Source organism: Gemmobacter nectariphilus DSM 15620, assembly GCF_000429765.1.
Classification (GTDB): Bacteria; Pseudomonadota; Alphaproteobacteria; order Rhodobacterales; family Rhodobacteraceae; genus Wagnerdoeblera; species Wagnerdoeblera nectariphila.
Genome location: NZ_AUCM01000003.1, coordinates 107,783 through 130,917 on the forward strand (window position 1 = coordinate 107,783; position 23,135 = coordinate 130,917).

Below are 23,135 nucleotides of genomic sequence, written 5' to 3' on the forward strand. Positions count from 1 at the left end.
AAACGGGAGGGTTTGCGCATGAGCGATCCGGTCGAGGTGCTGGACTATTGGCTTGGCGATCTGGGGCCCGAGGGCTGGTATGCCGGGGGCGAGGATCTGGACGCCGAGATTCGCGACCGCTTTGGCGATCTGTGGCAGGCTGCGGCCGATGGCGGGCTGGACCACTGGGTCGAGGGGCCGGCCGGATCACTGGCGTTTCTGGTCGTCACCGATCAGTTCCCGCGCAACATGTGGCGCGGCAGCGCCAAGGCGTTTTCCACCGATGCGATGGCGCTTGCTGCCGCGCGCAAGGCGATTGCCGCAGGCTGGGACATGGATGTGCCTGAACCGGAACGGCAGTTCTTCTATCTGCCCTTCATGCATTCCGAAGCTCTTGCGGTGCAGGAAGAGTGCATTCGTTTAATGGATGAACGAATGCCGGAAACCGGCGCCTCGAACCAGCTGCACGCCCGCGCCCATGCCGAGATCATTCGCCGGTTTGGCCGCTTTCCCTATCGGAACGATGCCTTTGGCCGGGAAACGACGCCCGAGGAGCGGGAGTTTCTGGACAATGGCGGCTATGCGGCGATTGTCGAGACGCTCAAGGCCGGCTAGGCCATGCGCAGGGGGCATGGCGGCCAGACGGCAAGGGAATTGCCCGGGCGCCAAAAATAGTTTAACGGTAAACCACTTTCTTGAGGGAGGGGAAAATGGCCGCCAGAAAGTTCGACATGATCGTCATCGGTGCGGGTCCGGGCGGCTATGTGGCCGCGATCCGGGGCGCGCAGCTTGGCCTGAACGTCGCCATTGTCGAACGCGAGCATCTGGGGGGCATCTGCCTGAACTGGGGCTGCATCCCGACCAAGGCCCTTCTGCGCAGCGCCGAGGTGTTTCACCTGATGCAGCGCGCCAAGGATTTCGGCCTGAAGGCGGACGGGATCGGCTATGATCTGGATGCGGTCGTCGCCCGCTCGCGCGGGGTGGCCAAGCAGCTGTCGGGCGGCATCGGCCATCTGATGAAGAAGAACAAGGTCACCGTGGTGATGGGCGAGGCCAAGCTGCCCGCGCAAGGGGTCGTGTCTGTCAAGACCGACAAGGGGGTCGAGGATCTGACCGCCCCTGCCATCGTTCTGGCCACCGGCGCCCGGGCGCGCGAATTGCCGGGGCTGGAGGCCGATGGCGATCTGGTCTGGACCTATCGCCATGCGCTGCAACCGAGGCGGATGCCGAAGAAGCTTCTGGTGATCGGGTCGGGGGCCATCGGCATCGAATTCGCCAGCTTCTTCAACACGCTGGGCGCTGATGTCACCGTCTGCGAGGTGATGGACCGCGTGCTGCCGGTGGAAGACGCCGAGATCAGCGCCTTTGCGAAAAAGCAGTTCGTCAAGCAGGGGATGAAGATCCTTGAAAAGACGACCGTCAAGAAGCTGGACCGCAAGCCGGGTGTGGGCGTGACCGCGCATCTGGAAAGCGCCGGCAAGACCCAGACGGCCGAGTTCGATACGGTGATTTCCGCCGTCGGGATCGTCGGCAATGTCGAAAAGCTGGGCCTCGAGGATCTGGGCGTCAAGATCGATCGCACCCATGTGGTGACGGACGACTATTGCCGCACCGGGGTCAAGGGGCTTTATGCCATCGGCGATATTGCCGGGGCGCCGTGGCTGGCGCACAAGGCCAGCCATGAGGGCGTGATGGTGGCCGAACTGATCGCCGGGCAGCATCCGCATCCGATCAAGCCGAACTCGATTGCCGGCTGCACCTATTGCCATCCGCAGGTGGCCAGCGTTGGCCTGACCGAGGAAAAGGCCAAGGCGGCGGGCTATTCGGTCAAGGTGGGCCGCTTCCCCTTTGTCGGCAACGGCAAGGCCATCGCGCTTGGCGAGCCGGAGGGCCTGGTCAAGACGGTGTTCGACGCGAAAACCGGCGAGCTGCTGGGCGCGCATATGGTCGGGGCCGAGGTGACGGAACTGATCCAGGGCTATGTGGTCGGACGCACGCTGGAAACCACCGAGGCCGAACTGATGGAAACCGTGTTCCCGCACCCGACCCTGAGCGAGATGATGCACGAATCGGTGCTGGACGCCTACGGCCGCGCGCTGCACATCTGAGCCGGGTCCGCTGGCGCCCCCCCTCCCCATCCCTCCCCCACGAGGGGGGAGGGAGGCGCACCGCTTTGCAGGTCAGGCCGGATTGCCGCGGGCCGGTAGCGGATCGGCCAGGCTTTCCCAGGATTGGCCGGCAGCGATCAGGCACATCCGGCCATCGGGCAGGGTGACGGTGATCGTCCAGCTTCCGGTGCGGTCCGAGGCAAAGAGCTCGACCAACTGCTGCCGGCCGGCAAGGCCAAGGCCGCGGCGGGTTTCCTGATAGCTTTCGGCCAGCACCGCCAGCACCTGGGCGCGGGGTCCGCAATCGGGGGCCGGCTGGCCGTGGCCGGCATGGGTGGCAAGGATCAGCCCGGCAAAGCCGAGCGAGAGGGCGAAGAGCTTGTCCATCGGTCTGCCTTTCAGGAAAGCGGGTGTCGGATTGCGGCGCCATCAGGGCGCATGTGCCCATCCTGCGCCGCAGGGGGAAAGGCGGCGTTAATGGCCCGTTCGCCGCGCTGCGGCAGAAAGGGCCTTGCGTGATCGGTCGCAAACGTGATCTTTGGCGCAACAATATTGCCTGGAGGGAATCATGGATCGGTTGTCGCACCCCTGGCGTTCGGTGCTGTATATCCCCGGCTCGAAAGAGCGCGCGCTGGAAAAGGCCAAGGGCCTGGCGGCCGACGCGATCATCTTCGATCTGGAAGATGCCGTGGCGATGGAGGAGAAGCCCCGCGCCCGCGCCCTGCTGGCCGAAACGCTGCGCACGGCCGATTACGGCCAGCGCGCGCGCATCGTGCGCATCAACGGGCTGGATACCGAATGGGGCGCCGATGATGTGGCGGCGATGGTCGGCGTGCCGCTGGAGGCGATCCTGATCCCCAAGGTGAACTCGGCCGCCGATGTTCAGGCCGTGGCAGCGCTGATCCCCGGTGTCGATCTGTGGGCGATGATGGAAACCCCGCTGGGGATGCTGAACGCGGCCGAGATTGCCGCGCATCCGCGGCTGGTGGGCATGGTGATGGGCACCAACGATCTGGCCAAGGATCTGGGCACCCGCTTTCGCGCCGACCGTCTGCCGATGATCACCGGGCTGGGCCTGTGCCTTTTGGCCGCCCGCGCCCATGGCGTGACGATTGTCGATGGCGTCTACAATGCCTTCAAGGATGTCGAGGGCCTGCGCGCGGAATGCACCCAGGGCCGTGACATGGGCTTTGATGGCAAGACGCTGATCCACCCCGACCAGCTGGCGGTGGCGAACGAGGTCTTTGCCCCGTCCGAGGCCGAGGTCGATCTGGCCCGCCGCCAGATCGCGGCCTTTGACGCGGCCAAGGCGGCCGGGCAGGGCGTTGCGGTTGTGGATGGCAAGATCGTCGAGAATCTGCATATCGTGACCGCGCAAGCGACGCTGGCCAAGGCCGAGGCGATCGCGGCCCTGTCGGCGGGCTGAGGCCGGCACAAGCGAAAGGCACGCCATGACCCTGTTGATCCTCGGACTGGCCCTGTGGTGGGGCGCCCATCTTTTCAAAAGGGTGGCGCCTGCGGCGCGTGCCGGCATGGGGGGGCAGGGCAGGGCCATGGTCACGGCGCTGTTGCTGGTCTCGCTGGTGCTGATGGTGATCGGCTATCGCGGGGCCGATGGCGCCTTCTGGTGGGGCCGCAGCCCGGCGCTGGTCGGCATCAACAACCTTCTGATGCTGGTCTCGGTCTATCTGTTCGCGGCGTCCGGCATGAAGACGGCGGTGGCGCGTCGGCTGCGCCATCCGATGTTGTGGGGCGTCGTCCTGTGGATGCTGGCGCATCTGCTGGTCAATGGCGATGCGCCCTCGCTGGTGCTGTTCGGCGGGATCGGGCTGTGGGCGCTGGTCGAGATGGCGGTGATCAACCGGGCAGGCCCCTGGGTGCCGCCGGTGGGCAAGGGGGCGAAGATGGAAATCTTCGCGCTGCTGGGCACTGTTCTGGTCTATGGCGCCATTGCAGGCGTGCATTACATGCTGGGCTATCCGGCGTTCGGGTGAAGCGATGAAACTCTATCGACTGTTGACCGAGGACGACACCTCGGCCTTTTGCCACAAGGTGACGGCGGCGCTGAACAAGGGCTGGGAGCTGCAGGGCTCGCCCTCGTATGCCTTTGACGCGGCGCGCGGCGTGATGCGCTGTGCGCAGGCCGTGGTGAAGGAAGTGCCGGGCATCTACACGCCCGAGACCAAGCTGGGCGAGCATTAGGCCGGCGCGCCCGGCTCTGTTGACGGGACCGGGGGGCCCGCCCCCCGGACCCCCGGGGATATTTATGGACAGATGAAAGGGCGGGCCGCGTCATGGGGCCGGCGCCGTTGCAGCGTGAGGGCAGGATGAAGACCAATCCGGGGCGGTTTTTCGAGGAATATCGGGTCGGCGAGACCATCGTTCATGCGGTGCCGCGCACCGTCTCGGGCGGCGAGCGGGCGCTGTATCATGCGATGTATCCGGCGCGCCATGCGCTTTACTCCTCGGATGAATTCGCGCGGGCCTGCGGGCTGGCGCAAAGCCCGATCGACGATCTGGCCGCGTTCCATGTGGTCTTTGGCAAGACGGTGCCGGATGTCAGCCTGAATGCGGTGGCGAACCTTGGCTATGCCGAGGGGCGCTGGCTGAAGCCGGTCTATCCGGGCGATACGCTGCGGTCCGAATCCACCGTGATCGGGGTCAAGGAAAACTCGAACGGCAAGTCGGGCAATGTCTATGTGCGCACCCGCGGCATGAACCAGCGCGGCGAGGTGGTGCTGGATTATGTGCGCTGGGTGATGGTGCGCAAGAACCGCCTGGACGCCCCCGCGCCCGAGGCGGTGGTGCCCGAGTTGCGCAAGGTCGTGCCGGCCGAGGAGCTGGTGGTGCCCGAGGGGCTGGACTTTTCCGCCTATGACTTCGCGCTGGCGGGCGAGCGGCACCGCTGGGGCGATTATGCGGTGGGCGAGAAGATCGACCATGTCGATGGCGTGACCATCGAGGAAGCCGAGCACATGATTGCCACCCGCCTGTGGCAGAACACCGCCAAGGTGCATTTCGATGCGACCTTCCGCGAGGATGGCCGGCGGCTGATCTATGGTGGCCATGTGATTTCGATGGCGCGGGCGCTGTCGTTCAACGGGCTGGCCAATGCGCAGATGATGGTCGCGCTGAACGCGGGGGCCCACGCCAATCCCTGTTTTGCGGGCGATACGGTCAAGGCCTGGTCCGAGGTTCTGGACAAGGCCGAGACGGCGGCGCCCGGCGTGGGCGCGCTGCGGCTGCGGCTGGTGGCGGTCAAGCAGGGGGCGGCGCCCTTTGCGCTGAAAGGGGCGGACGGGAAATACGCCCCCGAGGTGCTGCTGGATCTGGACTACTGGGCGCTGATTCCCGTCTGATCCAGTCGTGAATTCTCTAGCCGCCTGAAATTTGGGCGGTTTTTCCGAATTCTGCGCTGCGGCTTGGCGGTCGCAGCGCAGGGGCGTGGCGCCGTTGCATCACCTGTGCAGGCGCAGCATCGGAGGCAACGGGCGCCTCTGGCAGCCGATCGGGCGACATGGTTTCGTTACCTCAATGACATGCAACCGAGGAACATCATGCGTTCGATCATCGCCACTTCTGCCCTTGCTCTGGCCATTGCGGTTCCGGGTCTTGCCGCCGCGCAAGAGCTGAAGTTCTCGGCCGGCGCCACGCTGGCCAGCCAGTATGTTGCAGATGGCATCAAGCAGACCAAGGGAATCGCCTTCCAGCCCTGGGTCGAGGGTGAAGTCGGCGGCTTCTACTTTGGCGCCTGGATGTCGAACACCGACAAGGCCATCGTCGGCTCGTCGTCGGAAATCGACCTCTACGCCGGCTATCGCGGCGAAGTCGGCATGTTCAGCTATGACGTCGGCTATACCCGTTACTACTATCAGAACCCCAAGAACGATTGCTGCGGCGACATCATCGTCCAGCTGGGCCTGGCGCCGACCGACAAGCTGAGCCTGGGCACCAAGGTCAAGTACAACCCGTCCAAGACCACCAACCCGACCAAGGCCTACAACCTGTCGATCTCGGCCGATTATGCGCTGACCGACAAGTTCTCGATGGGCGCGGTCTATGGCAAGGTCACCAAGGGCGGCATGAAGTACTGGTCGGTTGGCGGCAGCTACGCGATCAACGATGCGCTCTCGCTGGGTCTGAGCTGGAACGACACCGACACCACCAAGGGTGTCGCGGTTCTGGCGGTGGACTACGCCTTCTCGTTCAAGTGATCCTGATCTGAGGATTTGCCGGGGGGCCGCGACGCCGAGTCGCGGCCCCTTTCGTTTGCGGGTCGTTGTGATCACTGGCAAAAATATCGTGATCACAAATCCGGCTTTTTCGCATGTTAGCGCCTGAATGCAAGTCCGGGCAGCAGCTTGCCCCGTGACAGTGGCGTGAAAAGCGGTAAAGAAGAGGCGGAAGTCAGCGCCCGCTTCCTGGGCGCCAGCGAAAAGGGAGCCGAGCGATGGCCGAGCCGAAACGGGTGGAACGCCCCCTTTCCCCATTCATGATCGGGCCGTACTACCGGCCGCAGATGACCTCGATCTCCTCGATCCTGACGCGGATCACCGGGAACGGGCTGGTCGTCGCGGCGGTGCTGTCGGTCTGGTGGCTGCTGGCCGCCGCGACGGGGGACGAATATTTTGCCTTTGCCGATGCCGTGATCCGCAGCTGGTTCGGCAAGCTGGTGTTCCTCGGCTCGCTCTGGGCCGTGTGGTATCACTTCCTGGCCGGGCTGCGGCACCTCTATTACGATGCCGGCCGCGGCCTTGACATTCCGACCGCCGAAAAGCTGGGCTGGGCCTGCGTCATCGGTTCGGTCGTGCTGACCGTCATCACCCTGCTGATCGTCTGAGGAGGCCGCGATGCGCTATCTGACCGACCGCAAGCGCGCCGAAGGCAAAGGCGCCGCCCGTCACGGGACCGAACACCACTGGTACATGCAGGTTTCGGCCGTTGGCCTGGCCTTCCTGGTGCCGACCTTTCTTTATATCTTCGGCTCGGCCCTGGGCGGCACGCGGCAAGAGGTGCTGGATACCTTCTCGCATCCCTTCGCGGCCATCCTGACCGCCCTCGTGCTGGTGGTGGGGATGCGCCACTTTGCCAAGGGCGCCGAGATGATGCTGCAAGACTATGTCCGCGGCACGCGCCTGAAGATCTCGCTGATCGCCGTGCAGGCGCTGAGCTACACCATCATTGCGACGGGGCTGTTCGCTCTGGCCCGGATCGCGCTCTGAGGACGGATGACAATGGCAGCTTACGCATACGAAACGCACGACTATGACGTCGTGGTGGTCGGCGCCGGTGGCGCGGGCCTGCGTGCCACCCTTGGCATGGCAGAACAGGGCCTGCGCACCGCCTGTATCACCAAGGTGTTCCCGACCCGCAGCCACACCGTTGCCGCCCAGGGCGGCATTGCCGCCTCGCTGTCGAACATGGGGCCGGACAACTGGCAGTGGCACATGTACGACACCGTCAAGGGATCGGACTGGCTGGGCGATACCGATGCGATGGAATATCTCGCGCGTTCCGCCCCCGCCGCAGTCTATGAGCTGGAGCACTATGGCGTGCCCTTCAGCCGGACCGAGGAAGGCAAGATCTACCAGCGTCCGTTCGGGGGCCACACCACCGAATTCGGCGAAGGCCCGCCCGTGCAGCGCACCTGCGCCGCTGCCGACCGCACCGGCCATGCGATCCTGCACACGCTCTATGGTCGCTCGCTGAAAGAACAGGCCGAGTTCTACATCGAATATTTCGCCCTGGATCTGATCGTCACCGATGGCGTCTGCACGGGCGTCGTTGCGTGGAAGCTGGATGACGGCACGATCCATGTGTTCAACGCGAAAATGGTGGTGCTGGCGACTGGCGGTTATGGCCGGGCCTATTTCAGCGCGACCTCGGCCCATACCTGCACCGGCGACGGTGGCGGCATGGTGGCGCGGGCTGGCCTGCCGCTGCAGGACATGGAATTCGTGCAGTTCCACCCGACCGGGATTTATGGCTCGGGCTGTCTGATCACCGAAGGCGCGCGGGGCGAGGGTGGATACCTCACCAACGCCAATGGCGAGCGGTTCATGGAACGCTATGCGCCGCACTACAAGGATCTGGCGCCGCGCGACTATGTGTCCCGCTGCATGACGCTGGAGATCCGCGAAGGCCGGGGCGTGGGCAAGAATGGCGATCACATCCACCTGCACCTGAACCACCTGCCGCCGGCGACGCTGGCGGAACGGCTGCCGGGCATTTCGGAATCGGCCAAGATCTTTGCGGGCGTCAACGTCAACAAGGAACCGATCCCGGTTCTGCCGACCGTGCACTACAACATGGGCGGCATTCCGACGAACTATTGGGGCGAGGTGCTGAACCCGACCGCCGAGAACCCCGATGCCGTGTTCCCCGGCCTGATGGCCGTGGGCGAGGCCGGCTGCGCCAGCGTGCACGGTGCGAACCGTCTGGGCTCGAACTCGCTGATCGACCTTGTGGTCTTTGGCCGCGCTGCCGCGATCCGCGCGGGTCAGGTGATCGACCGGGCCAGCGCCATCCCCTCGACCAACAAGGTCGAGGTCGACAAGGCCCTGTCGCGCTTCGATGACTTCCGCCATGCCAAGGGCGCGATCCCGACCGCCGATCTGCGGCTGGAGATGCAGCGCACCATGCAGCGTGACGCGGCCGTGTTCCGCGCCGAGGAATCGCTGGCCCAGGGCGAGCGCGAGATGACCAGGATCGCCGGCAAGATGAACGATCTGAAGGTCACCGACCGCTCGCTGGTCTGGAACAGCGACCTGATGGAAACGCTGGAACTGGCGAACCTGATGCCGAACGCGCTGGCGACGATCTATGGCGCCCATGCCCGGACCGAAAGCCGCGGCGCCCATGCGCACGAGGATCACCCGCACCGCGACGATGCGAACTGGCGCAAGCACTCGCTGGCATGGGTCGATGGCGACAAGGTGACGCTGGACTATCGTCCGGTGCACACCGATCCGCTGACAACCGAGGCAGAAGGCGGCATCTCGCTCAAGAAGATCGCCCCCGCAGAACGGAAGTTCTGATGCGTTGCTGGCCTGCCACCATGACCGGGGCCGTGCTGCTGCTGGCAGCCTGCGGGCCCGAGACGGTTGCGCAGGCCGAACGCCACTGCCGTGACCAGGCCCGCCTGGCCGAGCGCCCCCGTGGCACGCTCGAGCTGGGCATGGGCTCTGGCGGGCGCCGGCATGGGCTGCTGGATGTGGAAATCACCTCCGACTACCTGCTTGGCCGCGACCCGCAAGAGGTCTGGCAGTCCTGCGTCATCCGCCGCTCCGGGCTGCCGCCGACGCGGCCCTATTCCGCATTGCGAAACTGAAGGAACCGACCCATGGTCCAGTTCAGCCTTCCGAAGAACTCGAAACTGCGCACCGGCAAGACCTGGCCGAAGCCCGAAGGTGCCAAGAACGTCCGCAAGTTCCAGATCTACCGCTGGAGCCCCGATGACGGCGAAAACCCGCGCGTCGATACCTATTTCGTCGATATGGACGATTGCGGCCCGATGGTGCTGGATGCGCTGCTCTACATCAAGAACAAGGTCGATGCCACGCTGACCTTCCGCCGGTCCTGCCGCGAAGGCATCTGCGGCAGCTGCGCGATGAACATCGACGGGATCAACACGCTGGCCTGCATCTATGGCCTTGACGAGATCAAGGGCGATGTGCGCGTCTATCCGCTGCCGCACATGCCGGTGGTCAAGGATCTGATCCCCGACCTGACGCATTTCTATGCCCAGCACGCCAGCATCATGCCTTGGCTGGAAACCAAGACCAACACCCCGGCCAAGGAATGGCGCCAGTCCATCGAGGACCGCAAGAAGCTGGACGGTCTTTATGAATGCGTGATGTGCGCCAGCTGCTCGACCTCGTGCCCGAGCTACTGGTGGAACAGCGACAAGTATCTGGGCCCGGCGGCCCTGCTGCATGCCTATCGCTGGATCATCGACAGCCGCGACGAGGCGACCGGCCAGCGCCTGGACGAGCTGGAAGACCCCTTCAAGCTCTATCGCTGCCACACGATCATGAACTGCGCCAAGACCTGCCCCAAGGGGCTGAACCCGGCCAAGGCGATTGCCGAGATCAAGAAGATGATGGTCGACCGCGTGGTCTGATCCAGCCGCGGGGCGCTCTGCCCGTGGTGCCCGACATCTGCAAGGCCGCGTTCCCCCGGAGCGCGGCCTTGTCAATTTCTGCAACGCAGCGTCATCTTTGCGCCTGCAGCATGGCAAGGTTGCGCCATTGGTCGTGGTCGGGGCGGGGGCGGGCGCCTATATGGGCGCTGCGGGAGGAAAACCGCAAAGGAAAGCTGACATGACTGCCCCTCTGAACCATCCGCTGTATCCGGCCCCTGCGGTCGACCCCAAGGCGATCGAGGCTGCGATGGCCTCGCTGTCCTACTGGAACCAGCCTGCGCCCGTCGTGGCCGAGCCCAAGGCGGCCCCGGCCGATCTGAGCCCGCTGGACCAGATGTACGCCTATTTCGACTGACCGCCGCCTTTGGCTGTCTGCCGAAAGGCCCGGGGTCTCCCGGGCCTTCGTCGTTTCGGGGTCGGTTGACCTTGTGGTCTGGCTGGGCGATGGCAGGGCGAAAGGGGATGGCGCATGGCGATTCTGCTGATCCTGCTGGTGCCGCTGATCGGGCTGATCTTCTGGTGGCATGGCCGCGGCGCGACGTTGACGCGCCATTGCCGCTGGCGTCTGGACCGGCGCGGCGGGGCAGGGCATTGGGCCTGCGCGACCTGCGGCGCGGTCTGCGATCTGGAACCGGGCGCCGAGCCGCGCCAGTGTCTGCGCCAGGCTGCGACGGATCGGCACGGCTGAAAGGCTTGTTCCGGGGGCGCCATCTCGCGTAAACCGGGCCGACGCGCAGCAGATGGAAGTTCGATGGCCCGCAATCCCCAACCCTTGCCCGATCGTGCCACCTCGAAACGCGTAGGTGCCTTGCGGGGCCTTGCGCCGTTCCTGGCGCCCTATCGCGCCCAGGCGCTGGTGGCGGGTCTGGCGCTGACCCTGACTGCGGGTGTCACGCTGGCGCTGCCGATTGCCGTGCGCCGCGTGGTCGACGGGTTCGGCGAGGGGGCGGCGCTGCTGGACAGCTATTTCGCCGCCGCGCTGGGACTTGCGACCTTGCTGGCGATCGGCACCGGGCTGCGGTTCTATGTGGTGACCCGGCTGGGTGAACGGGTGGTGGCCGATATCCGCCGCGCGCTGTTCGACCGCCTGCTGGGCCTGTCGCCGGCCTTCTACGAGCGCATGATGACCGGCGAGGTGATCAGCCGCCTGACCACCGATACCACGCTGATCCTGTCGGTGATCGGATCGTCGGTATCGGTCGCGCTGCGTAACCTGTTGATGCTGGTGGGCGGGCTGGTGCTGCTGGGCTATACCTCGCTCAAGCTGACGGGGCTGGTGTTGCTGATCGTGCCGCTGGTCGTGGTGCCGATCATCGTGCTGGGCCGCCGCCTGCGCGCCCTGAGCCGCGAGACGCAGGACTGGATCGCGCAATCCTCGGGCAATGCCTCGGAGACGCTGCAAGCGGTGCAGACCGTTCAGGCCTTTACCCACGAGGCCGGCAGCCGTGAGGCCTTTGCCCGCATCACCGAGGCCAGTTTCCGCGCCACCCTGCGCCGGATCGCCACCCGCGCGGTGATGACAGTGATCGTGATCTTCCTGGTTTTTGCCGGCATTGTCGGCGTCCTGTGGATCGGCGCGAACGATGTGCGCGCGGGAACCATGAGCGCGGGGCAGCTGGTCCAGTTCGTGATCTATGCCGTGCTGGTCGCCGGGGCCGTCGGCGCCCTGTCCGAAATCTGGGGCGAACTTCAACGCGCCGCCGGCGCGACCGAGCGTCTGGTCGAATTGCTCGAGGTCACCGACAGCGTGGTCGATCCTGCTGCCCCCAAGGCGCTGACCCAACCCGTGCGGGGCGAGATCCGGTTCGAGGATGTGTCCTTCCGCTATCCGACCCGGCCGGACAGCTCGGCGCTGGATGGCATCAGCCTGACGGTGCAACCGGGCGAGACGGTCGCGCTTGTCGGTCCTTCGGGCGCGGGCAAGACGACGACGCTGCAACTGCTGCTGCGCTTTTACGACCCGCAACAGGGCCGCGTTCTGCTGGACGGGGTGAACCTGCGCGACATGGCGCGATCCGACTTCCGCAAGTCGCTGGCGCTGGTGCCGCAAGATCCGGTGATCTTTGCCACCACCGCCCGCGAGAACATCCGCTTTGGCCGCCCCGAGGCCAGCGACGCCGAGGTCGAGGCCGCCGCCCGCGCCGCCGCCGCGCATGAGTTCATCGCGGCGCTGCCGCAGGGCTATGACACCCAGGTCGGTGAGCGTGGCATGATGCTGTCGGGTGGCCAGAAACAGCGGATCGCCATTGCCCGCGCCATGTTGCGCGATGCGCCGGTTCTGCTTCTGGACGAGGCGACCAGCGCGCTGGATGCCGAATCCGAACGACTGGTGCAGCAGGCCTTTGCCCGCCTGTCGCAGGGGCGCACCACGCTGGTCGTCGCGCACCGGCTGGCCACGGTGAAGCAGGCCGACCGCATCGTTGTCTTTGATCATGGCCGGATCGTTGCGATTGGCACCCATGACGAGCTGGTCGCGCAAGGTGGCCTTTATGCCCGCCTTGCCCGCCTGCAATTCGCGGCCTCTGACGCGGCCTGACGCGAGAGGGCGATTTTCCCCCTGTCCAGCGGCTGACTGCGGGCTGACTGCGCCCTCTGCGGGGCGACAGCCGGGCCGGGCGTCATTCCGCCGGCCATGTCCGAGGCGCCGCGACGGTCGAGGCCGATCACGATGGCGACCCGGCGTCGGTGTCGCGCTGCCGCGTCACGGGCGACAGGCCGTCGGCCATTCCCGGGAAGACGCCGGGCAATGCGATCCGCGATCCCCAGACCTTCACGGCGAACAGGCCGATGCCGGCCGACCCTGACAAGATCTTGTCAGGGACTGCGCAGGCCCGGGGGCCGACCCTGCGCGGGGCCGGGCGCGCGGCCCGGCCTTCTCGCAGCGTCATGCTTGCAAGGCTAGGGGAAACTGCCCATTTTCTTCACAAGGAGATCGTTCAGGGGGGAGAACTGACGATGGCGCGTTTCGCCACGATTGACGACCGCAATGCCGTTGAACAGGAGATGCCCTGGGCCGCGCGCAAGATCCCTGCCACGATGCATGGCTTTCTGTCCGATGTGGCGCGGCGCCACCCGAACAATCCTGCTGTGACGTTCCAGCTGCTGTCGGGCGCATCCGATCCGGCCCAGACGCTGACCTGGGCCGAGATGCTGGGCCGTGTGACGCAGGCTGCCAACCTGTTTCGCAGCCTTGGCGTGGGCGAGCGGGACGTGGTGGCCTATGTGCTGCCCAATAGCCTTGAAACCGCGATCACCCTGCTGGCCGGCTCGGTCGCGGGGATCGTCAACCCGATCAACCCGCTGCTGGAGCCAGAACAGATCTCGGCCATCCTGCGCGAGACGGGGGCCAAGGTCGTCGTCACGCTCAAAGCCTTTCCCAAGACCGATGTGGCCCAGAAGGTGGCCGAGGCCGTGCGCTTTGCCCCCGGCGTCAAGACAGTGCTGGAGATTGACCTCAACCGCTATCTGACCCCGCCGAAAAGCTGGATCGTGCCCTTGGTGCGGCCCAAGAACCCGGTGCATCACACGGCGGTGGTGAAATCCTTCACCGCCGAATGCGCCCGCCAGCCGGCCGACCGGCTGACCTTTGCCGACAGCACCGGGGACCGGGTGGCGGCCTATTTCCATACCGGCGGCACCACGGGGATGCCCAAGGTCGCGCAGCACAAATATTCCGGCATGATCTACAACGGCTGGCTGGGCGCCGAGATGCTGTTCACGTCCAGGGACGTGCTGATCTGCCCGCTGCCGCTGTTCCATGTCTTTGCCGCCTATCCGATCCTGATGTCGGCGATCTGTTCAGGCGCGCATGTCGTGTTCCCGACCCCGGCCGGCTATCGCGGTGACGGGGTGTTCGACAATTTCTGGAAGCTGATCGAACGCTGGAAGGTCACCTTCATGATCACGGTGCCGACCGCGATCTCGGCCCTGATGCAGCGCCCGGTGAATGCCGATGTCTCGACGCTGCGGATGGCGATCTCGGGCTCGGCGCCCTTGCCGGTCGAACTTTACAACCGCTTCAAGGCCGCCACTGGCGTCGAGATCGCCGAAGGCTATGGCCTGACCGAGGCAACCTGCCTTGTGTCGTGCAACCCGGTCGAAGGCGCGAAAAAGATCGGATCGGTCGGCATTCCCTTCCCCTATACCCATGTGCGGATCCTTCAGCGCACCAACGGCGCGTTCCGCGAATGCGCGGTGGACGAGGTGGGGGAAATCTGTGTCGCCAACCCCGGCGTGTTCGAAGGATCGACCTATACCGAGGCCGACAAGAACCGCGATCTGTTTGCCGAAGGCCGGTTCCTGCGCACCGGCGATCTGGGCCGGATCGACCCGGATGGCTATCTGTGGATCACCGGCCGGGCCAAGGATCTGATCATTCGCGGCGGGCACAACATCGACCCCGCGGTCATCGAGGAGGCTTTGCTCAAGCACGAGGCCGTGGCCTTTGCCGGGGCGATCGGCCAGCCCGATGCCCGCGCGGGCGAGCTGCCCTGTGTCTATGTCGAGCTGGTGGCGGGCAAGCAGGCGAGCCCCGCCGAGCTGATGGAGTTTGCAGCCACCCATATCACGGAACGCGCCGCAGTGCCCAAGCATCTGGAGATCCTGCCCGAATTGCCCAAGACGGCGGTTGGCAAGATCTTCAAGCCCGATCTGCGCCGTACTGCCATCGCGCGGGTCTATAACGAGGCGCTGGCCAAGGCGGGGCTGGCGGCCGAAGTCGTCACCGTTGCCGAGGACAAGAAGCGCGGTCTGGTCGCCCGGCTGCGCCGCACCGGCGCGGTGGACGAGGCGGCGCTGGCGCAGGTTCTGGGCGAGTTCACCAACCCGTGGGAATGGCTGGCCGAGGGCTGAGCCCCCGGCGCTTGTGCGGGATGGTCGGCGCCGGGGGACTTCGCGTCCCCCGGACCCCCTGCGGGATATTTCTGGACAGATGAAGGGGGCGCTGTTGCGCCGAACCGGCCCTTGGGCTGCGCCCGGCCCTTGGGTGGCGGGCGCAGCTGCAAGGGCTGATCAGCGGAAGCGGCTGCCGATCGGCGCGATTGGCGCGCGGGTGAGTGCGGGGCGGGGGGCAAGGCCGGCCGGTCCGGTCGGCTTGGCCATGGCGGCGCCGGAGGGCTTGGCCGTGGCGGCGCCGGAAGGCTTGGCTGTGGCGGCCTGTGCGGCCTCGTCGCGGGCGGCGCGGCGGAAGTCGGTGGGGGTGCTGCCGGTGTGATGCTGGAACGCCCGGGTGAAATAGGCGGCTGACGTAAAGCCCAGCCCTTGCGCGATCTCTTGCACCGGGGTGCGGGTATCGGACAGCATCCGCCGCGCCTCGAACAGCACGCGGTCCGACAGGATCGCCTTGGCCGAGCGCCCGGTCGTCGTGCGGCACACGCGGCTGAGATGCGTGGGCGTAACCCCCAGCGCCGCGGCATAGTCGGCCACGCCATGGCCCGAGCGGAAGTCGCGTTCCAGCAGCTGGGTAAAGCGCGAGGCGAGTTTGCGCGCCGATTCCGGGTGCGGCAGATCTTCGGGCGGGTGGCTGACGACCTGACGTTCCAGCCAGACCGACAGCAGGCCCAGATAGTGCCGGGTCGCCCGGTCATGGGCCGGCTTGTCGCTGTTCTGCTCGCGCCCGATGGAATCGAGGATCAGGTTGAGTTCGACCTGGGCCGAATTTTCCCGGATGCGCAGGTGCTGGACCTTGTCGGGCAGGGTCAGGTCGGTCTCGCGGCCAAAGAAGACCGCGGTGCCAAAGACGTGCTGACCGACCTCGAAGCCGTGCATGGTGCCGGCGGGAATGAAGATCGCGTTGTTCGGACCATAGCCGCGCGTCACGCCGGCAACGGTGATGCGCCCCTGGCCGCGGGTGAACCACAGCAGCATGGGTTCGGACAGCGATCGCATGGCCTCGACCCGCCAGCGACCGCCGGCGGCAAGGCGCGGAATCGCGACAAGTCGCAATTGTGAAACTGTAGTGGTCTGCTCGGGCATTGTTTTGTCCGTTCTGGTTTTACCCGAACTTAGCCCGCGAACGTATTGAGACCCAAGTGAATTCTGCGATTTCACCAGCAAAGGCCCGCCTGATGCGCCGCCGCATCAGGGTAGCGAGATCGCCGGCCAATGCCCCAGACGGTTGCGCATCCAGGTCCGTTGACGCTTGGCATACTGACGGGTAGCGGTGCAGGCGGCGGCAACCGCAACATCAAGTGTCATGGCGCCTTGCAAATGTGCAACCAGCTCGGGCGCGCCGATGGCGCGGGCCCATGGGCGGTTTGGTGCCCATTGGGACAGCATGGCGCGGACTTCCTCCAGCGCGCCTTCGCGAATCATGTATCCGAATCGCTGATCGATTCGCGCGCCCAGCCAGTCGGGGTCCGGGCGCAGCACCAGCGCATGGGCGCGCTCCAGCGGCAGGACGGGCGGACCCGTATCATCTTGCCAGGCCGCCAACCCGCGGCCAGTGGCGGCCTGCACCTCCCAGGCGCGCTGGATGCGCACGGGGTTCAGGCGGTCGATGCGCGCGGCCGTCGCCGCATCCAGTTCGACCAGCAGCGCCGCGGCGCCTTCGGCGGCGATCCGCCGATCCGCCAGCGCGCGAATGGCGGCCGGGGTGGGCGGGATGTCGGCAAGGCCCGAGGTCAGCGCGGTGAAATAAAGCCCCGTGCCCCCCACGATCACCGGGCGGGGATCCTTGTCCAGAAGGGCGGCGACCTCGCGCAGCCAGTGGCCGACGGAATAGTCCTGATCGGGGCCCACATGGCCATAAAGTCGATGTGGGACCATGGCTTCCTCGGCGGCCGTGGGCCGCGCGGTCAGCACGCGCCAGCAGGAATAGACCTGCAGCGCATCGGCATTCACCACCTGCCGCCCCTGCGCCCGCGCAAGGGCCAGGGCCAGCCCGGACTTGCCGCTGGCCGTGGGGCCGGCGATCAGCACGGGGCGGTCTGCCGGCACAGTGTCCAGCCAGTTTGACACAAGATCGGGATCTGCGTTGATCATGGCGCCGTTTTCCGACATTTTGCGCGCCAGTCAACCGGGCGGGGGATTCTGATGCCCCTGGCGGTCACCACCGGATCACACCAGATGCAAGAGGCAGGCATGAGCACCATCGACGGGGCGGATCAGGCGCGCGGCGGCGTGGCCTACAAACGGGTCATGCTGAAGATTTCCGGCGAGGCGCTGATGGGCGATCAGGGCTTTGGCCTGCATCCGCCGACCGTCCAGCGCGTCGCGCAAGAGGTCAAGGCCTGCCACGCCCTGGGCGTCGAGATCTGCATGGTGATCGGTGGCGGCAACATCTTCCGCGGCCTTGCCGGCAGCGCCCAGGGGATGGAGCGGACCACGGCCGATTACATGGGGATGCTGGCGACGGTGATGAACGCGCTGGCCATGCAATCGGCGCTGGAGGCCTTGGGCGTCTTTACCCGCGTGATCAGCGCCATTCCGATGGATCAGGTCTGCGAGCCCTACATCCGCCGCCGCGCCGTGCGGCACCTGGAAAAGAAGCGGGTCTGCATCTTTGCCGCCGGCACCGGCAATCCGTTCTTCACCACCGACACGGCCGCCGCGCTGCGCGCCAATGAAATGGGCTGCGAGGCGGTGTTCAAGGGCACCAAGGTCGACGGGGTCTATGACAAGGATCCCAAGAAGTTCGCTGACGCCAAGCGCTATGACACCGTCAGCTATGACGAGGCACTGGAAAAGAACCTGGGCGTGATGGACGCGACCGCGATTGCCCTGTCGCGCGACAACCGCCTGCCGATCATCGTGTTCAGCCTGGACGAGCCGGGCGGTTTCCGCGGCATTCTGGCCGGGCAGGGCACCTATACCACCGTCAAGGGCTGAGGCCCGCCACCCCCTGTACCCAGAGCCTGCCTTCGCCTATAGAGGCGGGGCACCCCCGGACGAGGGGGCAGAAAGATGCAGGCCAAGGAAGGAAACTCTCATGTCCGATGATCTGGAGATCGACCTCGACGATCTGGAGCGCCGCATGGAAGGCGCGATGGCCAGCCTGCGCACGGAATTCGCATCGCTTCGCACCGGCCGCGCCTCGGGCAACATGCTGGAGCCGATCCAGGTCGAGGCCTATGGCCAGATGACGCCGATCAACCAGCTGGGCACCGTCAACGTGCCCGAGCCGCGCATGGTCACGATCAACGTCTGGGACAAGGGCATGGTCGGCAAGGTGGAAAAGGCGATCCGCGAATCCGGCCTTGGCATCAACCCGCAGCTCAACGGCACCATCATCATGCTGCCGATCCCCGAACTTAACGAGCAGCGCCGCAAGGAACTGACCAAGGTGGCTGCCGGCTATGCCGAACATGCCCGCGTCGCCATCCGCAACGTGCGCCGCGACGGGATGGACAAGATCAAGAAGGCCAAGGCCGACGGCATGCCCGAAGACGAGCAGAAGATGTATGCCGACGAGGTGCAGGCCCTGACCGACAAGATGATTGCCGCCGTCGACAAGGCGCTGGAAAGCAAGCAAGCCGAGATCATGCAGGTCTGAGCCGGTCTGGCTTCAGCGGGAGGGCAGGCCGATGTCGTCGGAAAAGCGGGCGCCGCAGCATGTGGCGATCATCATGGACGGCAATGGCCGCTGGGCCACCAGCCGGGGCTGGCCCCGACTGGTCGGCCACCGCAAGGGGGCCGAACGGGTCAAGGAAATCGTCCGCTGCGCCCCCGATCTGGGGGTGAAGTGGCTGACGATCTACGCCTTTTCCACCGAGAACTGGAAACGCTCGACCGAAGAAGTGCTGGGCCTGATGGGCCTGTTCTCGCGCTATATCGAACGCGAGGCTGACCGGCTGTCGGCCGAAGGCGTGCGGATGCGCTTCATCGGTGACCGTTCGCGGCTGGATGACCGGCTGCAACGGCTGATGGCCGGGATCGAGACGCGCACGGCGAACAACACAAGGCTGAACCTGACCGTGGCCATCAACTATGGTGGGCGCGACGAGATCATCCGCGCGGGCCGCAAGATCGCCTGCGAGGTGGCCGAGGGGCGGCTTGACCCCGCCGATGTCACCGAGGCGACGGTGTCGGCCATGCTGGACACCGCCGACATTCCCGACCCCGATCTGGTGATCCGCACCAGCGGCGAGACGCGGGTGTCGAACTTCCTGCTCTGGCAGGCGGCCTATGCCGAATATGAATTCACCGAAACGCTGTGGCCCGATTTTTCCCCGGCCGAGCTGGAGCGTATCCTTTCCCGTTTCGGCGGGCGCGACCGGCGCTTTGGCGGGGTGGCTCCGGCATGAGCGGTGATCCGCAACGCTGGGCCGATCTGCGCGCGCGGGTGCTGTCGGCCATCGTGATGGTGGCGGTTGGTGGCGGGGCGATCGTGGCGGGCGGGCTGCCGCTGGTGCTGCTGGGCATCGTGGCCCCTGGCCTGATGATGTGGGAACTGGCGCGCATGACGCGCGGGGCAGGCGCGGATGTGTCGGTCCTGCTGGGCGTTCTGGCGGCGGCGGTTCTGGTGCTGAATTACTGGGCCATGTGGCATTTCTGGTCGCCCGGCCTGTCGCTTGCCCCGCTGGCGCTGCTGCTGCCCTCGCTGGTCGGGGCGCTGACCCCGCGCCGGGACCGGGCGGTGTTTGCCGTCTATGCGCTGGTGATCGTGCTGACCGGGATCGGCCTTGTGGCGTTGCGCAACGGGGTGGGGCTGCCGGCGGCACTGTGTGTGCTGCTGGTCGTGGTGGTCTCGGATGTCGCCGGGTATTTTGCGGGCCGGCTGATCGGCGGGCCGAAGTTCTGGCCGGCCATCAGCCCCAAAAAAACCTGGAGCGGCACAGTCGCCGGCTGGATCGGCGCGGCGCTGGTCGGGGCTGGCTTCATGGCCGCCGGCTGGGGCGGGGCGCAGCTTTTGTGGATCTTGCCGATTGTCGCCTTTGCCGGGCAGATGGGCGACATTGCCGAATCCGCCATCAAGCGCCGGGCAGGCGTCAAGGATTCCTCGAACCTCATTCCAGGGCATGGCGGCTTGCTGGACCGTTTCGACGCGCTGGCCTTTGCGGTGCCTGCGGCGCTGCTGATCGACTTGGCGCTGCCTTTCATGCCCGCAGCAGGGGGCTGAGACGATGCGCAGCATTTCCATCTTCGGTGCCACCGGGTCAATCGGGGAAAACACCGTCGATCTGATCGCCCGCGCGCCGGGCGCCTATCGGGTGGTGGCGCTGACCGGCGGGCGCAATGTGGCGCGGCTGGCGCAGCAGGCCATCGCGCTCAGGGCGGAACTGGCCGTGACCGCCCATGACGATTGCCTGCCCGCCTTGCGCGAGGCGCTGGCCGGCACCGGGATCGAGACCGCCGCGGGCCCGCAGGCGATAGCCGAGGCAGCCGAGCGCCCCGCCGACTGGACCATGAGCGCGATCGTCGGCGCGGCGGGCCTTGTGCCCAGCTTGCGCACAGTGGAACGCGGCGGCACGCTGGCGCTGGCGAACAAGGAATCGCTGGTCTGCGCCGGTCCCCTGCTGATGGAGACCGCCCGCGCCAATGCCGCAACCATCCTGCCGGTCGACAGCGAACATTCCGCTGTCTTTCAGGCCCTTGCAGGCGAGCCGGTTTCGGCGGTGGAACTCGTGACCATCACCGCCTCGGGCGGGGCGTTCCGCGACTGGCCCATGGAACGCCTGGCCAGCGCCACCGTGGCCGAGGCCAGCACCCATCCGAATTTCGCCATGGGCCAGCGCATCACGATCGACAGTGCCACCATGTTCAACAAGGCCATGGAGGTGATCGAGGCGCGCGAATTCTTCGGGCTTGATCCTGCGCAGATCGACGTGGTGATCCAGCGCGAGCAGATCATTCATGCGCTGGTGGCCTTTCAGGATGGCGCGGTGATGGCGCATCTGGGCCAGCCCGACATGCGCCATGCCATCGGCTATGCGCTCCACTGGCCCGAGCGCGCACCGCTGCCGGTCGCGCGGCTGGACCTGCGCAAGCTGACCAGCCTGAGCTTTTCAGTGCCGGACGAGACGCGCTATCCCGCGCTGCGGCTGGCACGCGATGTGATGGCGGCAGGCGGTCTGGCGGGGGCTGCCTTCAACGCGGCCAAGGAATCGGCGCTGGATCATTTCATCGCCGGGCGGATCGGCTTCATGGACATGGCCGGGCTGGTCGAACAGGTGCTGGACAGGATCTCGCGCGATTGTGGCCTTGGAAATGCCCCGGACAGCCTTGAGAAGGTCCTGCAGATGGACGACCTTGCCCGCCAGACGGCGGATGAAATCGTCCGCGCACGGGCAGGACAAGGATAGACAATGGATTTTCTGGCGCAGCTTCCATCCTTCGGCAATGCGATCTGGACGCTGGTTGCCTTTGTCGCCGCCCTGTCGGTCATCGTGGCGGTGCATGAATACGGCCATTACATCGTGGGCCGCTGGTGCGGGATCAAGGCGGATGTGTTCAGCCTTGGCTTTGGCCCGAAGATCGCCGGCTGGACCGACCGGCACGGCACCCACTGGCAGATCGCCGCGCTGCCCTTTGGCGGCTATGTCAAGTTCAAGGGCGATTCCGATGCCGCCTCGGGGCGGGACGACCATGCGCTCGATACCATGAGCCCCGAGGAACGGCGCGACACCATGCATGGCGCGCCGCTGTGGGCGCGGTCGGCCACGGTGGCGGCGGGGCCGGTGTTCAACTTTGCCCTGTCGATCCTGATCTTTGCCGGCATCGCCCTGTGGAGCGGGATCGCCACCGAAGAGGCGCGCGTCGGCAAGGTCAAGCCGCTGCCGATGGCCCAGGCGCTGAAGCCGGGCGATCTGATCACCGCCCTTGATGGCAAGCCGGTCGGCAGCCTGTCAGATTTCTACACCGTGGCCGATGGTCTGACCCCGGTGGCCGAGGTCTCCTATACCGTCGACCGCGCAGGGCAGGTGATGGAGCTGACCGGGCCGTTCCCCTTTCCGCCGCTGGCCGATCTGGTGCAGCCCGATTCGGCGGCGCAGGATGCCGGGCTGAAGGCGGGCGATGTGATCCTGTCGGTCAACGGCACGCCCATCCATGCCTTTTCGCAACTGCGCACCATGATCGGCGAGTCCGATGGCGCTCCGCAGACGCTGGAGGTCTGGCGCGGCGGGCAGACGCAGCCCGTCACGCTGACCCCGCGCCGGGTGGATCTGCCGGTGCCCGATGGCGGGTTCGAAACGCGCTGGCTGATCGGTCTGACCGGCGGGCTGGTGTTCGAGCCCGAAACCCGCCGCGCCGGCCCGTTCGAGGCGATGTGGCTGGGCGTGCGTCAGACCGGGATGATCGTGCAGACCTCGCTTTCGGGCCTGTGGCACATGGTGACCGGGGCGATTTCCAGCTGCAACCTGCGGGGCCCGCTGGGGATTGCCGAAAGCTCGGGCAATGCGGCGGCGCAGGGCACGATGACCTTCGTGTGGTTCATCGCGATGCTTTCGACCGCGGTGGGCATGATGAACCTGTTTCCGGTGCCGGTGCTGGACGGCGGGCACCTTGTGTTCCACGCCTGGGAAGCCGTGACCGGCAAGCCGCCCAGCGACCGCGCCTTGCGCGGGCTGATGACGGGCGGGCTGGCGCTCTTGCTGACGCTGATGGTCTTTGCGCTGACGAATGACCTGTTCTGTCCGTGATTGTGCCCAAATCCGGCCATAATCTGCGGCTATTTCGGGGCCAACCGGGTCTGTGTGCCCGGCCTTGCCCTGAACGCGGAGTGTCATCATGCAGACTCTTACCAGTGGTTATCGTAGTCTCTCGCTGATCGTGAACCTGAACTGGGACCGGTTCTTCTCGCTGGGGACCATCATCGTGGGTTTGCTGGCTGGTGCGTTTCTGGGCTCGGCGCTGACGCGGCTGTAATCCTTTCAGCATGGCTTGACGAAAGGCGCGGACCCGAAAGGGCCGCGCCTTTGGCCTTTTGACAAGCCCCCCCGTTCGGGCTAGTCAGGGGTCAATCACGC

At 66.1% G+C, this 23,135-nt stretch carries 26 protein-coding genes; 23 read left to right on the forward strand and 3 right to left on the reverse strand.

The annotated features are described in order from the left end of the window. Window positions 1-18 precede the first annotated feature (18 nt). Together G481_RS0100560 and lpdA are read left to right on the forward strand one after the other, a co-directional pair. Entirely contained in the window at window positions 19-594 is a 576-nt protein-coding gene (locus tag G481_RS0100560) for a DUF924 family protein (RefSeq protein ID WP_028028266.1), read from the forward strand. A 95-nt stretch (window positions 595-689) separates the two neighbouring features. Then, window positions 690-2,087, forward strand: a complete 1,398-nt coding sequence (lpdA, locus tag G481_RS0100565) for a dihydrolipoyl dehydrogenase (protein ID WP_028028267.1) — start codon at window positions 690-692, stop codon at window positions 2,085-2,087. A gap of 72 nt (window positions 2,088-2,159) precedes the next feature. Here lpdA and G481_RS0100570 read toward each other — a convergent pair whose 3' ends face one another. Beyond that, a complete protein-coding gene (locus G481_RS0100570) occupies window positions 2,160-2,474 on the reverse strand; it encodes a hypothetical protein (RefSeq protein ID WP_028028268.1) in 315 nt (104 codons plus the stop codon). Window positions 2,475-2,655: 181 nt separating this feature from the next. Between G481_RS0100570 and G481_RS0100575 the strand changes: the two genes are divergently transcribed. The 14 genes from G481_RS0100575 to G481_RS0100645 all read left to right on the forward strand — a co-directional run bounded on the left by G481_RS0100575 (window position 2,656) and on the right by G481_RS0100645 (window position 15,081). Further along, window positions 2,656-3,513, forward strand: coding sequence for an HpcH/HpaI aldolase/citrate lyase family protein (locus G481_RS0100575; protein WP_028028269.1), 858 nt, complete (start codon window positions 2,656-2,658; stop codon window positions 3,511-3,513). 25 nt (window positions 3,514-3,538) lie between these two features. Further along, the gene (locus G481_RS0100580) at window positions 3,539-4,081 is read left to right on the forward strand and encodes an NnrU family protein (protein ID WP_028028270.1); all 543 of its coding nucleotides are present in this window, start codon (window positions 3,539-3,541) and stop codon (window positions 4,079-4,081) included. Between the two features lie 4 nt (window positions 4,082-4,085). After that, window positions 4,086-4,289: a DUF1737 domain-containing protein gene (locus G481_RS0100585; RefSeq protein ID WP_028028271.1), complete on the forward strand. Its 204-nt coding sequence runs from the start codon at window positions 4,086-4,088 to the stop codon at window positions 4,287-4,289. A 125-nt stretch (window positions 4,290-4,414) separates the two neighbouring features. Next, window positions 4,415-5,446: a MaoC family dehydratase gene (locus G481_RS0100590; protein WP_028028272.1), complete on the forward strand. Its 1,032-nt coding sequence runs from the start codon at window positions 4,415-4,417 to the stop codon at window positions 5,444-5,446. 198 nt (window positions 5,447-5,644) lie between these two features. Then, complete coding sequence (locus G481_RS24940; protein ID WP_051294215.1) at window positions 5,645-6,301, forward strand: TorF family putative porin; 657 nt, start codon at window positions 5,645-5,647, stop codon at window positions 6,299-6,301. Between the two features lie 236 nt (window positions 6,302-6,537). Continuing rightward, entirely contained in the window at window positions 6,538-6,927 is a 390-nt protein-coding gene (sdhC, locus tag G481_RS0100600; protein ID WP_028028273.1) for a succinate dehydrogenase, cytochrome b556 subunit, read from the forward strand. Window positions 6,928-6,937: 10 nt separating this feature from the next. After that, complete coding sequence (gene sdhD, locus G481_RS0100605; RefSeq protein ID WP_028028274.1) at window positions 6,938-7,309, forward strand: succinate dehydrogenase, hydrophobic membrane anchor protein; 372 nt, start codon at window positions 6,938-6,940, stop codon at window positions 7,307-7,309. 12 nt (window positions 7,310-7,321) lie between these two features. Next, window positions 7,322-9,124 (forward strand): succinate dehydrogenase flavoprotein subunit, encoded by a 1,803-nt coding sequence (sdhA, locus tag G481_RS0100610; protein WP_028028275.1) that lies wholly within the window; start codon window positions 7,322-7,324, stop codon window positions 9,122-9,124. Next, window positions 9,124-9,417, forward strand: a complete 294-nt coding sequence (locus G481_RS0100615; RefSeq protein ID WP_028028276.1) for a hypothetical protein — start codon at window positions 9,124-9,126, stop codon at window positions 9,415-9,417. Before sdhA ends, G481_RS0100615 begins: the two co-directional genes overlap by 1 nt. 12 nt (window positions 9,418-9,429) lie before the next feature. After that, the gene (locus G481_RS0100620) at window positions 9,430-10,209 is read left to right on the forward strand and encodes a succinate dehydrogenase iron-sulfur subunit (RefSeq protein ID WP_028028277.1); all 780 of its coding nucleotides are present in this window, start codon (window positions 9,430-9,432) and stop codon (window positions 10,207-10,209) included. A 199-nt stretch (window positions 10,210-10,408) separates the two neighbouring features. Continuing rightward, window positions 10,409-10,585 (forward strand): hypothetical protein, encoded by a 177-nt coding sequence (locus G481_RS25795; protein ID WP_154664486.1) that lies wholly within the window; start codon window positions 10,409-10,411, stop codon window positions 10,583-10,585. A gap of 114 nt (window positions 10,586-10,699) precedes the next feature. Beyond that, window positions 10,700-10,918: a hypothetical protein gene (locus tag G481_RS0100630; protein ID WP_028028278.1), complete on the forward strand. Its 219-nt coding sequence runs from the start codon at window positions 10,700-10,702 to the stop codon at window positions 10,916-10,918. Window positions 10,919-10,981: 63 nt separating this feature from the next. After that, entirely contained in the window at window positions 10,982-12,766 is a 1,785-nt protein-coding gene (locus G481_RS0100635; protein WP_028028279.1) for an ABC transporter transmembrane domain-containing protein, read from the forward strand. Window positions 12,767-13,185: 419 nt separating this feature from the next. Further along, on the forward strand, window positions 13,186-15,081 hold the full coding sequence (locus G481_RS0100645) for an acyl-CoA synthetase (protein ID WP_028028281.1): 1,896 nt from the start codon (window positions 13,186-13,188) through the stop codon (window positions 15,079-15,081). Between the two features lie 159 nt (window positions 15,082-15,240). Here the strand turns inward: G481_RS0100645 and G481_RS22460 are convergent, their stop codons facing one another. After that, window positions 15,241-16,203, reverse strand: coding sequence for an AraC family transcriptional regulator (locus G481_RS22460; RefSeq protein ID WP_084450541.1), 963 nt, complete (start codon window positions 16,201-16,203; stop codon window positions 15,241-15,243). A gap of 105 nt (window positions 16,204-16,308) precedes the next feature. After that, a complete protein-coding gene (gene miaA, locus G481_RS0100655) occupies window positions 16,309-17,211 on the reverse strand; it encodes a tRNA (adenosine(37)-N6)-dimethylallyltransferase MiaA (protein ID WP_245594900.1) in 903 nt (300 codons plus the stop codon). 99 nt (window positions 17,212-17,310) lie between these two features. On the opposite strand from miaA, the gene pyrH reads away from it, so the two are divergent. The 7 genes from pyrH (at window position 17,311) to G481_RS26325 (ending at window position 23,034) form a co-directional block, all read left to right on the forward strand. Then, entirely contained in the window at window positions 17,311-18,057 is a 747-nt protein-coding gene (gene pyrH / locus G481_RS0100660) for a UMP kinase (protein ID WP_051294216.1), read from the forward strand. Window positions 18,058-18,157: 100 nt separating this feature from the next. After that, a complete protein-coding gene (gene frr / locus G481_RS0100665) occupies window positions 18,158-18,721 on the forward strand; it encodes a ribosome recycling factor (protein WP_028028284.1) in 564 nt (187 codons plus the stop codon). 31 nt (window positions 18,722-18,752) lie between these two features. Next, entirely contained in the window at window positions 18,753-19,472 is a 720-nt protein-coding gene (gene uppS, locus G481_RS0100670) for a polyprenyl diphosphate synthase (RefSeq protein WP_028028285.1), read from the forward strand. Continuing rightward, window positions 19,469-20,287 carry a phosphatidate cytidylyltransferase gene (locus G481_RS0100675; RefSeq protein WP_028028286.1) on the forward strand — a complete coding sequence of 273 codons (819 nt, stop codon included), beginning with the start codon at window positions 19,469-19,471 and terminating at the stop codon, window positions 20,285-20,287. The genes uppS and G481_RS0100675 overlap by 4 nt, the downstream gene beginning before the upstream one ends. Window positions 20,288-20,291: 4 nt before the next feature. Beyond that, a complete protein-coding gene (gene dxr / locus G481_RS0100680) occupies window positions 20,292-21,470 on the forward strand; it encodes a 1-deoxy-D-xylulose-5-phosphate reductoisomerase (protein ID WP_028028287.1) in 1,179 nt (392 codons plus the stop codon). 3 nt (window positions 21,471-21,473) lie between these two features. Then, window positions 21,474-22,808 (forward strand): RIP metalloprotease RseP, encoded by a 1,335-nt coding sequence (rseP, locus tag G481_RS0100685; RefSeq protein WP_028028288.1) that lies wholly within the window; start codon window positions 21,474-21,476, stop codon window positions 22,806-22,808. Between the two features lie 88 nt (window positions 22,809-22,896). Further along, window positions 22,897-23,034 carry a hypothetical protein gene (locus G481_RS26325; protein WP_169728706.1) on the forward strand — a complete coding sequence of 46 codons (138 nt, stop codon included), beginning with the start codon at window positions 22,897-22,899 and terminating at the stop codon, window positions 23,032-23,034. Window positions 23,035-23,135 lie beyond the last annotated feature (101 nt).